A 13,107-nucleotide genomic window follows, 5' to 3' on the forward strand; every position below is an offset into this window, starting at 1 on the left:
ACATAATCAGGCTTTATGCCATGCTTAGCTAAAATAGGATAAGAAGAATCTGCACAAAAAATTGTAGCTTTATTAGCATACTTCTTTAATAAAGGTAATTGTTTGGTTAAACTTGGTCCTGTAGAAACAATGATAGCTGTATCACTTAAATTCTTTCTTTTAGAAAGTAATTCTGTATAACTAGGATGAGTGATCATTTGAGGAAGATTATAAACAAATTGCTCTATGCCTTGAAGAGCATCAAGAGGATCATTACCATGAGAAATAATAGAATCTTTAAAATACTGTACTAGCTTTTTATTTAACTCCAAAACATCTTCATGAAATCTTTCATAATAATTACTCATCAGTTCTAAAAAATAAATTCTAGAAAATTGAAAGAAAGGTTTGTTAGAACAAAAATCAGAAAAAAATTCTATATTTAAAGAACTAGTTTGCAAAATCATCAATCTTGAATTTTGTAATTCATTTGAAAAATCTAAGATATGAAACATCACCCAAATGATTTCTATATCTTTTTCAAAAACAACAATATGCTGATGATTTTTATTTTGCAATAAAGCTTTAAATAAAATTCCATTTCCAAAACCATAAAAATACAATACAGGATAAAGTAGGTATTTGTCATTATAGGTGTTTAACATAGTGTTTAATTCATCAATAACATTTCCATAAAGAAAAGTATTATCATTCGTATCTTTTAGATTGATATCAAGATTATCTTTACCTAAGATAAGTTCAAATTTACTAGACTTGATTTCTTTTAAACTTTCTTTTAAAAGAATATTACCTAAAGCTTCAATATTTTTGTTAAAGAGCTCTTTTTGGGTAGGGGTGAAGGTCATCATAAACCCCATCCATCATCTACTACTAAGGTTTGTCCTGTGATAAATTTACTCTCATCACTAAGCAAAAATACCAAAGTTCCACATACATCATCTGCATCTAGCATACCCTTACTCGCACAACAATTTCTATAAGCTTTTAAAAAAAGTTCGTTTTGATTATCTAAAATTCCCCCACTTGCTAGGGTATTAACGCGTATGTTTTGATTAAAAAGCTCTTTAGCTAGCCAAGAGCCCATGTGGTTAACCCCTGCTTTTATCACGCTATATTCTAAAGAGCTTTGCATAGAAGTGCCTTCATAGTTTTCAAATTTTGGCGCATAAACTCCCATGATGGAGCTAAGATTGATGATATTGCCATGGCCTTGTTTTTTAAAAAAATTCACAAATTCTTGAGCTGCCAGCATAAAACCTGCTAAATGTAAATTTAAACTTTCACAAATTTGTTCGTATTTGAGTCCATAATAAGGCGTTTTACCCCAATCTTTGCCAAAAGGATAGCTTGAATTGACAAAAGCATCGATTTTACCGTATCTTGCATGACTTTTTTCAAGGGCAGTTTGCAAACTTTCTTGCTTGGTGATGTCAAGTTCTAAGCTTAAAAGTTTTGTTTTAAAATTTGTTTCTAAATTTTCTCGCAGTTCTTTTAAGCGTTCTTTGTTAATATCTGCAAGTATGACTGTGCCTTTATTAAGAAGTATTTTTTTGCAAAGCGCTTTACCTATACGCCCACAAGCTCCTGCTACAAAGATGATTTTATTTTCAAGCATTAAAAATCCTTTGGTGATAAATTTTTTAAAGAGATTAAAAACTCTACGATTTTAAAATCAAGTTCACTATCTACATCAAAAGCCGTGCTTTCATCCATTACAAAAAGCCCTGTGTTTTTGCCAAAAACACTATCATTTTCTAAAAGATAATCCCTTTTAAAAATATAAATACTAGCGTTCATATCGTAGCATTTTGGGGCACTTTGGCGGGTGGTGAAATTTCCTTCTTTGGATTTTACTACCTTGTTATTTTGCATTTCTATGAGATTAAAATAAGGATTGCGTCTAGCTGGAACTGCGGTGATGAGATTGGAATTATCATTTTTAACAAAACTTTCATAAGCTTTTTTTATATCAAGGCTTGAGCGTAGTGGAGCTGAAGCATCTAAGTCTATGAGAGTTTCAAAACGCGTTTTAAAGTGCTCTTCACTTCTTAGCAAGGCATCACGCATGACAGGAAGTTTTGCAGCCCGATCATTGGCAAGATGGGCTTCTCTTTTAAAAAAAACTTCAGCATCGTATTTTTGGGCTACACTTGCGATTTCATCACTATCAGTACTTATGACTATGTGTTTAAAAAGCTTTGAATTTTGAGCTTGTATGATGCTATAAGCTATCATTTCAAGTTCGTTAATCTTTCTAATATTTTTGTTTTTAACGCCTTTACTTCCACCTCTAGCACAAATGGTGCATAAAATTTCAGCCATTTTTTTTCCTTACTTCATCGCAAAGTTCAAGTACTTTTAAAGCTTGCTTAAGATCGCAAAGTTCTTTGTCTTTTTCAAAGATTGCTTGATGTAAATTTTGAAGAGTTTTTATCGTATTGTTTTCAAAATTTAAGATTTTTTGACTTTGATCTTTGTGATAAATTTCGATTTTATTGTTTATTAAATCGGCTTTAAAGCTTTTTTCTAAAGTATGAATGGTAATTTCTCTTTTGTTAAATTTAGAAAAATAGTCTAATTCTATATGAATTTTAGCTTCTTGTGAATTTTTTAAAGCCAAAAAGGCAAAATCATCGCTTGTTATGTCAAGCTCTGAAATTTTAGCATTTTGGGAGTACTCAAGCTCTAAGTTTCCAAAAAGAAAAAAGGCTAGATCGATTTCATGAGAAAGATCGAGTAAAACCCCACCACCTAGCTCTTTTTTAGCGCTGTAATTTTGCCTATAGTCTAAAGCCCTCCAATGGGGCAAATAAGAATTACAAACCAAACTAGCAAAATAAATTTTTTCCTCTTTTAAAAGCTTTTTTAAAGCCACAATCACAGGATGAAAACGTAGTAAATACGCCACATAAATGTGATTTTTTGAGCTTGTGAAATTTTGCACCTTTTCAAATAAAGGTTTTTCTACGAGTATGATTTTATCTTTTACAAGCTCATTTAAAGTTTTTAAGGTGTTAAAATGCTCCGTAGTGATATTTGCAATGATAAAAAGATCAAATTCGTTTAAATCACATTCTTTTAAAGAGCGATAAATTGGAGTGTTTTTAAATTCTTCTTCTTTAGCACTTAAAGAAAGCAAACTTACTTCATAATTTAAATTTTTTAAGGCTAAAAAATGCTTTTTTCCTATGCTTCCAAAGCCTATGATTAAGATTTTCATTTAAAATCCTCATTGGCTTTTAAAAACTCATCTGGCCTTCCAATGTCGATCCAATAATCATTGATGATATAGGTATTTACTTTGCCTTTTTGTAGAGCGAGTTTGATGAGTTCGGGCATGTCTAGGTATTCATTTTTAGCAATGAAATTTAAAATTTCATTTTCAAGTACATAAATTCCTGCGCTTACTAGAAATTTTTGAGTGGGTTTTTCTTCTATATTTTCTATAAAACCTTGCTTTTGAGTGATAACTCCATAAGGAATTTGTTGCTCAAACTCACGCACACAAACGCTCATTAAAGCTTTTGATTTTTTATGCGCTTTTAAAAGATCATTAAAATCAAGCTCGGTTAAAATGTCTGCATTCATAACGATAAAACTTTCTTTAAATTCTTGTTTTATAAGGCTTAAAGCCCCTGCTGTACCTAGTTTTTTGCGCTCTTTAATATAAGAAATTTTAACCCCAAATTTTTGCCCTTTTTGAAAATAATCCTCTATGATTTGTTTTTTATAATTCACACAAAAGATAAAATTTTCAAAATTTTGATTTTTAAGTCTTTGGACTATGCTTTCTAAAATAGGCTTTTTGCCTACTTTTAACATAGGTTTTGGAGTATCTTTAGTTAATTCTTTTAAGCGAGAGCCTAAGCCTCCAGCCATGATGATAATGGAGTTTAGATTGGCTTTTAAAAGCGATGAGATAGATTTTATAGAAAGGATTTGCTCCTTTTCATCTAAAACAGGAAAATCATAAATATCGGTTTTAGCAGAAAGTTTTAAAAGCTCTTCTTTGCTTGTGTTTTCTTTTATGGTGATGGGATTTTTAGTGTAAATATCCTTGATACTATCTTTTAAAGTTTTGCCACCAATTAAAGCTTTTCTGATGTTTGAATCACTAATGACTCCTAAAAATTTATCTTTTTCATCAACTATAATGCCTAGTCTAACGCGTTCTTGCCCGACTATTTTTAAAGCTTCTTTTATGCTAGAATCAGGGGTGAGTTTGAGTTTGTTTATATCCATTACAATCTTTCTTTTAATAAAATAAAGCTTTCGGAGTATTTAAAATTAGCTGTACAACCACGAAAGGTGGCTAAAGCTTTTATATTTTCAATGCTTCTTGGAAAAGGTGCTTTGCTTAATTCACTTTTATAAATTTTCATTATTTGGCATTTTTTTTCAAAAAAATCACTAATATCTACAAAAACATTAGGTATAAAACTTTGATGTGTTAAAGCGGGTGCAAATTCGCTTTCGCTTAAGGTTTCCATCATTAAAATTTTTTCTATACTAGGATAGCGAAAACTTTTAGTGCATGAAAAAGCGGTTTGGAAAATAATTCTATGATCGCTATGCACATCGTAAGCAAAGGGTAAATAAAGAATATTGGGTTTAATTTTTTCAAAAATTTGTGAGAATAAAGAGACAAGATGGGCTTGGCTGTATTGATCTATTTTTGTCGTTTTAAGTCCTAGCCTATGTATGCTTGTAAAAGCATAGCTTTTAGAAATTTCTTGAAGTTCTTGCTCTCTTGTGTCAATTTGTTCTTTAGAGAATCCTTCATCTTCAAAAATATCTGTGCAAAAGATGCAATGAATTTCATCACCTTTTGCTTTATGCTTTAAAAGAGTTCCTCCAGCTCCTAAGGTTTCATCATCAGGATGAACTGCTATAACCAAAACTTTTTTATACAAAATTTATCCTTTAAAGTATTCTCCATTTTTAGGTAAAATATCAAAATTATGCTTGGTTAAAAGTATGGCTCCATCATAACTTTTAACTAAAATTCCTTTTTGATCGACTTTTAAAATTTTACCACATTCTAAATTATTTTGTGAATTTTTAACGATTTTAGCTTCGTAGATTTTATAAATTTTATTATTATATAAAACTTCAGCTCCTATATAAGGAGGTGCTAAAGCACGAATGAGATTATAAATGGCTAAACTATTCATCCTGAAATCGATTTTTCCATCTTTAAAATCTCTTTTTCTCCATGTATTTCCTTTTGTTTGTTTATAAGATAAGGCGTGTAAAATACTTTTAAAATCTTTATTTTTTAGACTTTTTTTATAAATTTTTAAAGTAAAATCTTCTATTTGCTTAAGGGCTTTTTGAGTGATTTTTTCATATAAGCTTTTAGCATTGTCTTTAGATGAAATTTTAATGCTTTTTTGACTTAAAATTCTACCTGCATCCGCTCCTTTATCCATAACAAAAAAGCTTGATCCAGTTTCTTTTAGGTTTAAAAATAAAGCCCATATTATAGGATGTCTTCCACGATTGTAAGGAAGTTTAGAAGGATGAAAACCTATGATGGGGTACGAGTTTAAAAGTTCTTTTTTAATCAAAGAGCTCCAGCCAAAACAATAAATAATATCAGGCTTAAGAGAATGGATAAATTTTAAACTTTGAGCATCGTTAATATCTTTTACATGAAGACAAGGAAGATTTTTTATGTCTTGTTTAAGATCGTAAAAATCACTATTAAAATCGGATTTTTCTTTGGTGGCTATGCCTACAACTTGTAAATTTTCATTTTGCAAACTCAAGAGTTTTTTTAATGCAAAATGTGAAAATTGAACACAACCTATGAAAAAAATTCTCATTTTTCAAACTCCGTAGAAAAATCAATATCAAAAAATTCTTTTTTCAAAATATTTTCAAGATTAAAATTTTTTAAAATTTCCTTTGTTTTTTTAGCGGCTCCTGCTTTTCCATAGGGATTTTCAGTATTTTTTAATTCTTTAATGAAATTTTTATCATTAAGTTTTTTAAAAGCTTCTTCTATGCTTTTAAAATTGGCTTCGCAGTCAATTACAGATTTTGCTTTAATGCGTCCTTTTTGTCTATCGCCTATATTAATGCTTGCTATTTTAAAGCTTGGAGCTTCACATAAAGCACTAGAAGAATTTCCAACAACTGCATTTATAAATTGCATGGAGCTAAGATAGTTTAAAGCACCCATAGAAACAAAAGCTATGCAATTTTTATGACAAGAGCAAAAATCGTCTATCATTTCATTGATAATGCGTCCATTGGTATCTGCATTTGACTTGGTAAAAATAAGTCCTAAATTTTCTTTTTTGTATTCAAGATCTAAAACTTTTAACAAATCTTGAAATTGCTTTTGAGAGCTTTGGTATTCTAAGGTAACAGGATGAAAAGTGATAAGAAAATTTCTTTTTTCAAAGGTGAAATTCAATGCTTTTTGAAGTTCATCTTTGCTTAAAAGCTTTAAATTAGCAATATTATCAAGCCCAAATCCACCTACATTAAAAACACGCAAAGGGGATTCTCCAAGTTGAATGACGCGTTTTTGGTATTCTTTTGTAGCTACAAAATGCAAATGCGACATTTTGGTAATGCTATGGCGTATGGCTTCATCGATCAAGCCCCAAGTTGCTTCTCCGCCATGTAAATGTGCTACAGGGATTTTACAAATCATGGCACTGGCTACGCAAGAAAAAATTTCATACCTATCTCCTAAAACCACTATAATATCAGGCTTTAATTCGTTTAATGCTTCAGCAAAAGAAATTTGAGTTAAACCCATACTTTTGCAAATTCCAATTTCGCTATCACTACTTAAAAGCATTTCTACTTTTTTAGTTATTTTAAATTCTTTTTCTATTTCTTTATAAGTGAGTCCAAACTCAGGACTTAAATGTGCTCCTGTAGCGATGATCTGAAGGCTTAGATCTTTATCATTTTGAATTTCATGGCATAAATTTCTTAAAAGATACCATTCAGCCCTTGTTGCACTGACTATACAAATTTTTCTTTTACTCATGGATAAGCTCATCTTCTTTGTAGTTTTTAGTAGCAATCTTACCCAAAAACTCTTCATATCTCATAGCACTTATACCATTTGCGGGGCGTTTGGTGGTAAGATTTTCTTCGCTAAAAATTTCTCCTTTTTTGATGTCTTTTTTGGCCACTAAACTTTTTCTTACTATGTTGATATTTTTTTGTTCGCTTTTGCTTGCTTTTTTTATGCCATCACCCATTGCCTTTTGTACTTGTCTTATTTGAGTGCAAAGCATTTTAAGTTCATGGGGTTCTAGGCTTGCTTTATGATCAGGCCCTGACATATTTTTATCTAGAGTAAAATGCTTTTCTATCACACAAGCTCCTAAGGCAACCGCAGCTAGGGAGATGTGTATGCCTTGAGTGTGATCAGAATAACCCACATCAAGCTTAAAAGCATCTTTTAAGCTTTGCATGGCTTTAAGATTGACCTCGTCAAAAGGGGCAGGGTATTCTGTAGTGCAGTGTAAAAGAGTGATATTTTGGCGTTTAGTACCGTTTTTGCAAAGTACATTTAAAGCTTGTTCTATCTCGCCTAAATTTGCCATGCCCGTTGAAAGTATGATTTTTTTATTAAGCTTTGCAATTTTTTTAAGATAGGGTAGATTAGTGATTTCTCCGCTTGGAATTTTAAAGATTTTTAAACCTAACTCATCTAAAAGATCTACGCTTTCAAGATCAAAAGGAGTAGAAAGAAAGGCAATATTGCATTTTTTTGCGTGTAAGATAAGCTCTTTATGAGCTTTAAGATCGAGTTCGAGTTTTTGCACCATTTGAAGCTGACTTTCATCACTAGCTGTCGTTTTAAGCTGATAGGGTGCTTTTTTAGCCTTTGTGCTGATACAGTTTTTGGCTTTAAAACTTTGAAATTTAACAAAATCAGCCCCTGAGTTAGCTGCGATTTCTATTAACTTTTTAGCTAAATTTAAATCGCCATTGTGATTGACTCCTGCTTCTGCGATGATTAAAGTTTTTTTCATGTTTGTTACCTAAATTTAGTATGCTTTATAGTGTTTAAAAGCAAGAGTCGTTCCAAATTATTTTAAAGGATTTTTTAGCTTAAATTCTCCAAAATCATTTTTATAAAATAAATCCATATTATAGTGTTTTTCTACTATTTTCCAAAATGTAGTTTTACTAATACCTATAAAGTTGCAAAAATCTTCAACACATTTATTGTCAAGTTTATGATCTCTTTTTTGTACAAGTTCAATAGCTTCTTTTCTGCTTAAAAGTCCATAACGCACGAAACGAGCCGCGTAATCACTTGCCATAGCATGACCAAATTTAGGATATTTCATCCAAGCATGTAGAGTATAGCCTATACTATCAACTTGATCAAAATTTTCTATAGCATGAGTTCTATTCCATTCGCCTTCTAGAACGTTAAAACCACGACTTTTAGCAAAAATATAATTGCTATAAGAATTCCATTTTATAAAATAACTTAGATAAATAGGATCAAGTTTATCGAGCTTATCTTTGCTTGGATTGAAAAAGAGTTGTAAATTTTCTTCTTTAATTTCATCATCTATAAATTCATTTATATTCAAGTCACTAGCTACGCCATTTAGAAATATTTCTTTGGCACTAGGAGTTTCTTTAGCGTTGCTACCTCCATATTCAAAGCTAATATTTTCCCCATAAACTAACAAGGGGGTGTTAAATTTTAAAGCCATGGCAAAAGGATAGCTATACATGAGTCTTTCTATAAACCAAGTAGGTTTTCCATATTTTTCAAAGGTTTTTAGCATAACTTTTTTTTGAGTTTTGATGTCAGGTTTTAAGCTAATAATATGACAACCAAAAGTTTCACTTAAATTTTTAAGATTTTTCTTACCTGCTTCAGTCATAGTGAAATTATCTTCAACACTAAAAAGAATAGGATTCATTCCAAGTTTTTCTTTCATGATATGCACTTGAAAATGCGAATCTTTACCTCCACTCACAGCAATAGCGCAATCATATTCAAATTTTCCATTCATTCTGCGGTATTTATCGCATAAGGCTTCAAGCTCTTTAAATCTTGCTTTATAATCAATATTTTCTTTATTTTTATGATTGATACAAGCTGAACAGATATTTTTACCTTCTTTATCTTTTGTAAAATTAATACCAGGTCTAGTATTTGGCATCACGCAGTGATCACAATAAATCATTTCCACCCCTTCAATTTAATAAAAAGATTAGATTATATAAAATATTAAATTAATATTTACTTATTTTATAAAATATCACTTATTTTTGTTTTATTTTTTCTACCTAAAATTCCTTTTTCTAAGGCCTTTTTAAAGATTTTTGGATGGTAAAAATTTTCATCTTCTTCTTTTAAATTCTTACAAATTTTATCACAAAGTTCTATGCCTATAGTGTCGATAATATTTAACAAATTTCTTTTTTCATAAAGCAAATCATAAACTGTTTGACATTCTTTGAAATTGTAATTGTATTTTTCTATAATTTTAAAAAACGATGAAATTTCATTGAACAAAAGTAAATTTGCTAAAGCTCCTCGATTGCCTTTACTGCGAATGATATGAAATCCTAATTTTTTAAGATCTTTCAATGGGGTAAATCGTTCTAAATTAGAACCACAAAGTTCTATTAATTTGATATAAATAGGATTGAAAAAATGTATAAAATCGCAGTTTAAATCATCTATACCCAAAGAACTTGAATTTGAAAAAACTATATTATTATTGTCTCTAAGAATTTGTATGATTTCTTTTTTTAAATTTAAATCTTCATTTAAGCTTTCTATAGTCAAGCTATTTTTAAGATCTTCTATATGTTGGTAAATGTTTATTTTTCCGGCGTTAAAATTAGAAAAATCTATTTTTCTTTGTAGAAGTTTTATTTGTTTTTCAAATTCGTATATATTGGGCTTGCTTTTATTATAAACACCTATTTCATAACCCAATAAATAAAATAAAGCACTTATTTGCCTACCCATTAAACCAAAGCCTATGATATTAATTTCTTTCATTGTTTTTTCCTTGTTTTAATTATATTTTTATGAAAAATAAGTTGATTGGATGTGTAGTTTTTACTAATAATACTACCTGCGCTTACTATGCAGTTATCTTCTAAGTTTACGCAAGGCAACAGGCTAACTCTAGTAGCTAAAAAACAATTTTTTCCTATACTTGAATTTCCATTGAGTGTAGCATAAGGGCTTAAAATACTTCCTTCTCCTACCTTGCAATCATGAGCTATGCTTGAATAAATATTACAAAGCACAAAATCTCCTATATTTGAATTAGCATTAATGGTTACAAAAGGACACACTATAACCCCTTGTCCTATTTTAGCTTCTTTTGAAACAAAAGATTGAGGATGTATAAAAGTGATAAAATTACACGATTTTTTTGAAAGTTTTAAAAGGATTTTTTTTCTTAAATTGATTTGTCCTACACCTAAGGCAAAAGATGCTTTTTGAATCAATTTTTTATCGAAATTATCTTCATTACCTAGATATTTTAAGTCAAAAAAATTATTTTCTTGTATATCGATATAGCCTATAATTTCGTAATTTGCATCTTTTAAATAAGAATAAAGCTCTCTAGCAAAGCCACCCGCTCCTATAATGATGACATTTTTCACGCACTTCTCCTAAAAGAAGAAGTTAAATTTTTAAATCCCCCCCCCCTCCGCTACTCTCATATTTTTTCTTATTAAAATTTTTTTAATGCTTTGAATTAAATTTTGCAATGCATCATTCCTTTTTATTTGCTATTCTAACGCTACTAGGTAAATTAACCAAGCGTTTTTCTAATTTTTTAGTGTTTATAAGCTCATCGCTTTGACAGTTTTGAAAAGCTTTTAAACTTGGTAAGCTTTTCCATACAGGACGGACGAAAATATTATTTTTCAAGCATTCTTCTAAAAAGATATTTCTTAAATTCTCATCCTTAAAAAGCAAGGTATTGAGCCAAAAATTGCTTTTTTCATTGCTTTTTTCATCGATAAATTTACATTTATCGTGATTTTTAAAAAAATCCTTGTAAATTTTAGCAAGTTCTCTTTTATTTTCTAAAAAAAGTTCCAAATTTTCAAGTCCTGCAAGTAGGATCGCTGCGTTTATATTGCAAAGGCGGTAATTATAAGCTATCCTATCATGATCGTATTCGTAAGGATGGGGGATTTTAGCTGTAGTGCTAAGGTGTCTTGCAAGCTTGGCTAAATTTTCATCTTCGCTTAATATCGCTCCACCGCATCCGCCTGTGATGATTTTATTGCCATTAAAGCTTAAAATTCCACACTTTCCAAAAGTGCCTAAGGCTTTGTTTTCATAAGTGCTTCCTAAGGCTTCTGCAGCATCTTCGATTAAAAGGATATGGTATTTTTCACAAAGCTCTTTAATGGCTTTTATATGAGCGCTTAAACCAAAGGTGTGCATGATAACACAAGCTTTGATGGGTTTGTGTGTGGTTTTGTTATAGCTAAAACCATTTTTTTGATAAGTTTGATTTTCTAAAAAATGCTCTAAAGCCTTAGGACTTAAACTTAGAGTGTTTTCATCTATATCTAAAAAAACGGGCTTTGCACCTGTATAAGCGATAGCGTTGGCCGTGGCGACAAAGCTTATGCTTTGAGTGATGACTTCGCAGTTTTCATCGATACCATTAGCTAGTAAAGCGATATGAAGGGCTGCTGTACCTGTATTTGTAGCGATGACAAAGCGTGCTTTGGTTTTTTCTTTTAAAGCTTCTTCAAAACGCGTTACAAATTCTCCCACGCTTGAAACAAAGCCACTGTCAATACACTCTAAGAGATATTTTTTCTCATTGCCTATAAAGCAAGGCTCATGTAGGGCGATATTTTCTTTATTAAAAAGACTTTTTATAAAAGAAATTTCTTTTTCAAACATTATAAAGCTCACTTTTATAATTTTCTAAATTTTCTTTAAAATACTCTATGCTTTGTCTTAAACCTTCTTCTAAGCTTATTTTGCTTTGCCAATTTGTAGCTTTTTTAAATTTGTTTGCATCGCAACAAAGTCTAAAAACTTCGCTATTTTTAGGACGCAATCTTTGTTCATCTTGGATGATTTTTACCTTAGAATCTAAAATTTTTTGTATGAGATCAAGTACTTCTTGCATGGAGTATTCCACTCCTGAGCCTATATTATAAACTTCTCCAAAATGTTTTAAATTTAAAAGAGAGATAAAACCCTCGCAAGTATCTAGCACAAAATTTAAATCCCTTTTAGGGCTTAAATCTCCTAGTTTGATTTCCTTTGCTCCGCTTAAAATTTGCGTGATGATGGTAGGTATGATGGCTCTTGCGCTTTGTCTTGGCCCATAGGTGTTAAAAGGGCGTGCGATATTGACATTTAAATTAAAAGAATTATAATAACTCAGCGCCATCATATCTGCAGCGATTTTGCTTGCAGAATAAGGGCTTTGAGGTTGCAAAGGGTGTTTTTCATCGATAGGCACATAAAAGGCCGTGCCATAAACTTCGCTTGTTGAGGTGTGGATAAAATGCGAAATTTCGTTTTTTTTAGCTGCTTCGAGCATATTTAAAGTGCCATTGACATTGGTATCCACATAACTTTGTGGGGCTGCGTAGGAGTAGGGGATGGCGATTAAGGCACCAAGATGAAAGATCGCATCTATGTTTTTGGTGATTTTTTCGCAAAAAAAACTGTCTCTTAAATCTCCACTTATAACTTCCATGTCTTTTAAAAAAGGACTTTTTTCTAAATGTCCCCAAAAATTAAAAGAATTATACTGACTTAAAGCTCTGACTTTAAAACCTTTTTTGACCAAACTTTCGCAAAGATGGGAACCTATAAAACCATCAGCGCCTGTAACTAAGATATTTTTCACCTTCTCACCCTTTCCATCCATTTATCTAATTTTCTTTCTTTAAGTTTTTCTTCTAAAGGAAGTATATTTTTTATCAAAGCACTTTCTTGTGCTTTGATATGTCCATAAACTAATTCCATAAATTCTAAATGTTCTTTTATCCAAAGAATACTTTTATTAAAAGCATCTTCTTTGGTTTTAGGATTTAAAACATAAATTCTAGCAAGATTAAGTTCAAATTGTGTCAGTAAAGGACCTAAAATTT

At 30.7% G+C, this 13,107-nt stretch carries 14 protein-coding genes and 1 pseudogene; all 15 read right to left on the minus strand.

Annotated elements, in window-relative coordinates:
* Positions 1-845: motility associated factor glycosyltransferase family protein (locus AJN64_RS05215; RefSeq protein WP_148122988.1), on the minus strand; the 845-nt coding region annotated here is incomplete at its 3' end.
* Entirely contained in the window at positions 845-1,615 is a 771-nt protein-coding gene (locus tag AJN64_RS05220) for an oxidoreductase (RefSeq protein ID WP_070292770.1), read from the minus strand. The genes AJN64_RS05220 and AJN64_RS05215, both read right to left, overlap by 1 nt.
* Positions 1,615-2,322 carry a CMP-N,N'-diacetyllegionaminic acid synthase gene (gene legF / locus AJN64_RS05225; protein ID WP_070274700.1) on the minus strand — a complete coding sequence of 236 codons (708 nt, stop codon included), beginning with the start codon at positions 2,320-2,322 and terminating at the stop codon, positions 1,615-1,617. Before legF ends, AJN64_RS05220 begins: the two co-directional genes overlap by 1 nt.
* Positions 2,315-3,220 (minus strand): L-glutamine-D-fructose-6-phosphate isomerase subunit, encoded by a 906-nt coding sequence (gene ptmF / locus AJN64_RS05230; protein ID WP_070292771.1) that lies wholly within the window; start codon positions 3,218-3,220, stop codon positions 2,315-2,317. Before ptmF ends, legF begins: the two co-directional genes overlap by 8 nt.
* Entirely contained in the window at positions 3,217-4,242 is a 1,026-nt protein-coding gene (locus AJN64_RS05235) for a nucleotidyltransferase family protein (protein ID WP_070292772.1), read from the minus strand. The genes ptmF and AJN64_RS05235 overlap by 4 nt, the downstream gene beginning before the upstream one ends.
* Positions 4,242-4,913, minus strand: a complete 672-nt coding sequence (locus tag AJN64_RS05240) for a PIG-L deacetylase family protein (RefSeq protein WP_053872379.1) — start codon at positions 4,911-4,913, stop codon at positions 4,242-4,244. Before AJN64_RS05240 ends, AJN64_RS05235 begins: the two co-directional genes overlap by 1 nt.
* A gap of 3 nt (positions 4,914-4,916) precedes the next feature.
* Positions 4,917-5,828 carry a formyltransferase family protein gene (locus AJN64_RS05245; RefSeq protein ID WP_070292773.1) on the minus strand — a complete coding sequence of 304 codons (912 nt, stop codon included), beginning with the start codon at positions 5,826-5,828 and terminating at the stop codon, positions 4,917-4,919.
* Positions 5,825-7,024: a UDP-N-acetylglucosamine 2-epimerase gene (gene neuC / locus AJN64_RS05250; protein ID WP_279586140.1), complete on the minus strand. Its 1,200-nt coding sequence runs from the start codon at positions 7,022-7,024 to the stop codon at positions 5,825-5,827. The genes AJN64_RS05245 and neuC overlap by 4 nt, the downstream gene beginning before the upstream one ends.
* The gene (gene legI / locus AJN64_RS05255; protein ID WP_053872376.1) at positions 7,005-8,009 is read right to left on the minus strand and encodes a N,N'-diacetyllegionaminate synthase; all 1,005 of its coding nucleotides are present in this window, start codon (positions 8,007-8,009) and stop codon (positions 7,005-7,007) included. Before legI ends, neuC begins: the two co-directional genes overlap by 20 nt.
* Before the next feature lie 57 nt (positions 8,010-8,066).
* On the minus strand, positions 8,067-9,188 hold the full coding sequence (locus AJN64_RS05260) for an N-acetyl sugar amidotransferase (protein WP_053872375.1): 1,122 nt from the start codon (positions 9,186-9,188) through the stop codon (positions 8,067-8,069).
* A gap of 65 nt (positions 9,189-9,253) precedes the next feature.
* Entirely contained in the window at positions 9,254-10,015 is a 762-nt protein-coding gene (locus AJN64_RS09255; RefSeq protein ID WP_079861667.1) for a 3-hydroxyacyl-CoA dehydrogenase NAD-binding domain-containing protein, read from the minus strand.
* On the minus strand, positions 10,012-10,632 hold the full coding sequence (locus AJN64_RS05275) for an acetyltransferase (protein ID WP_141080066.1): 621 nt from the start codon (positions 10,630-10,632) through the stop codon (positions 10,012-10,014). The genes AJN64_RS09255 and AJN64_RS05275 overlap by 4 nt, the downstream gene beginning before the upstream one ends.
* A gap of 112 nt (positions 10,633-10,744) precedes the next feature.
* On the minus strand, positions 10,745-11,899 hold the full coding sequence (gene legC / locus AJN64_RS05280) for an aminotransferase LegC (protein WP_053872373.1): 1,155 nt from the start codon (positions 11,897-11,899) through the stop codon (positions 10,745-10,747).
* Positions 11,892-12,863 (minus strand): 4,6-dehydratase LegB, encoded by a 972-nt coding sequence (legB, locus tag AJN64_RS05285; protein ID WP_053872384.1) that lies wholly within the window; start codon positions 12,861-12,863, stop codon positions 11,892-11,894. Before legB ends, legC begins: the two co-directional genes overlap by 8 nt.
* Positions 12,860-13,107 (minus strand): annotated as a pseudogene (locus tag AJN64_RS05290) (motility associated factor glycosyltransferase family protein); the annotation flags it as partial. The pseudogene AJN64_RS05290 and the gene legB, both read right to left, overlap by 4 nt.

The sequence above is a fragment of the Campylobacter sp. BCW_4332 genome (assembly GCF_001763175.1).
In the GTDB taxonomy this organism is placed as follows: Bacteria; Campylobacterota; Campylobacteria; order Campylobacterales; family Campylobacteraceae; genus Campylobacter_D; species Campylobacter_D jejuni.